This window comes from Candidatus Fermentibacter sp. (assembly GCA_030373045.1).
Classification (GTDB): Bacteria; Fermentibacterota; Fermentibacteria; order Fermentibacterales; family Fermentibacteraceae; genus Fermentibacter.
Genome location: JAUCPW010000051.1, coordinates 1 through 1,643 on the forward strand (window position 1 = coordinate 1; position 1,643 = coordinate 1,643).

At 65.7% G+C, this 1,643-nt stretch carries 1 protein-coding gene; it reads right to left on the reverse strand.

Translation table 11 applies throughout. The features are described 5' to 3' along the window. Window positions 1-358: 358 nt before the first annotated feature. Window positions 359-1,643: energy-dependent translational throttle protein EttA (gene ettA, locus QUS11_08915; GenBank protein ID MDM7993421.1), on the reverse strand; the 1,285-nt coding region annotated here is incomplete at its 5' end.

Consider the following 1,643-nt stretch of genomic DNA (forward strand, 5'->3'; position numbering starts at 1 on the left):
CGAGGGAATCGGCATCCTGCAGGAAGACCGATTCGCCGCCGCCGTGGAGCCAGAGGGCGACGGCCCCGTGGCATTCATCGTCAAGGCCATGGCCGTCGAAAACAACCCGGAGGATTCTTTCCGTCACCCGTCCCCCCTCCCCTTCCCGGAGGGAGAGCTGTTTCAGCCGCTCCGCGATGTCGGACATGGCGTCGATGTCCCGCCGGATCTCCTCGACCGTTCGGATCTCGAACCGGGACTGCTTGTAGGTGCGGCAGAAGGCGCATTGGTTCCAGGGACAGTTCCGACTCAGCCGGATGAGGAGGCTTCCGGCCTCGCTCGGGGGGCGTATGGGACCCTGTTCGAAGGACCGGGCCATTCAGATCCTCGTCAACTGCCGGTACTTGATGCGGTGGGGCTGGCTGGCCGCCGCGCCCAGACGGGTCTTGCGGTCCGCCTCGTATTCGGAATAGTTCCCGTCGAACCAGACGGTGGCGCTGTCCCCCTCGAAGGCCAGGATGTGCGTCGCGATCCGGTCCAGGAACCATCGGTCGTGGCTGATGACGACGGCGCAGCCGGCGAAGTTCTCCAGCGCCTCTTCGAGGGCGCGCATCGTGTTCACGTCCAGGTCGTTCGTCGGCTCGTCGAGGAGCAGCACATTGGCCCCCTCCTTGAGCATCCGCGCGAGATGCACCCGGTTCCGTTCTCCGCCTGAAAGCTGCCCCACCTTTTTCTGCTGATCGGTGCCGGAGAAATTGAACCGGGAGACGTAGGCCCGCGAGTTCATCTCCCGGGTCCCGAGCAGGACGATGTCCTGGCCGTCCGAGATCGTCTCCCAGATCGTCTTGTCGGGATCGAGGGCGTCCCGGCTCTGGTCCACGTAGGCGAGCTTGACCGTCTCGCCGATCCGGATCGTTCCGGAGTCGGGCTGCTCCTGGCCCGTGATCATCCGGAAGAGGGTCGTCTTTCCGGCGCCGTTCGGGCCGATGATGCCGACGATGCCGCCCGGGGGCAGGCTGAAGGACATCTTGTCCACGAGAAGGCGGTCGCCGTAGGCCTTGCTGACGGCCTCGGCCTCGATGACGAGCTTCCCCAGCCGCGGTCCGGGCGGGACATAGATCTCCAGATCCTTTGACCGGGCCTCCGTCTCCTGGGACAGGAGGTTCTCGTAGGCGCTGATCCGGGCCTTGGATTTCGCATGGCGCCCCTTGGGGGACATCCGGATCCACTCCAGCTCGCGCTGGAGGGTCTTCTGGCGCTCCGTCTCCGATTTCTCCTCCTTCTGGAGCCGGGTCCGCTTCTGCTCGAGCCACGACGAGTAGTTTCCCTTCCAGGGGATCCCTTCCCCCCGGTCCAGTTCCAGGATCCATCCCGCCACGTTGTCGAGGAAGTAGCGGTCGTGCGTGACGGCGATCACGGTGCCCGCATACTGCTGGAGGTGGCGCTCCAGCCAGGCGACGGACTCGGCGTCGAGGTGGTTGGTCGGCTCATCGAGCAGCAGGATGTCTGGCTTCTGGAGCAGAAGCCGGCAGAGGGCGACCCGCCTCCGTTCACCCCCCGAGAGGACTTTGACCGGGGTCTCTCCGGGCGGGCAGCGCAGCGCATCCATCGCCATCTCGAGCCGGGAATCGAGGTCCCAGGCGTCCAGGGCGTCGAGCTTTTCC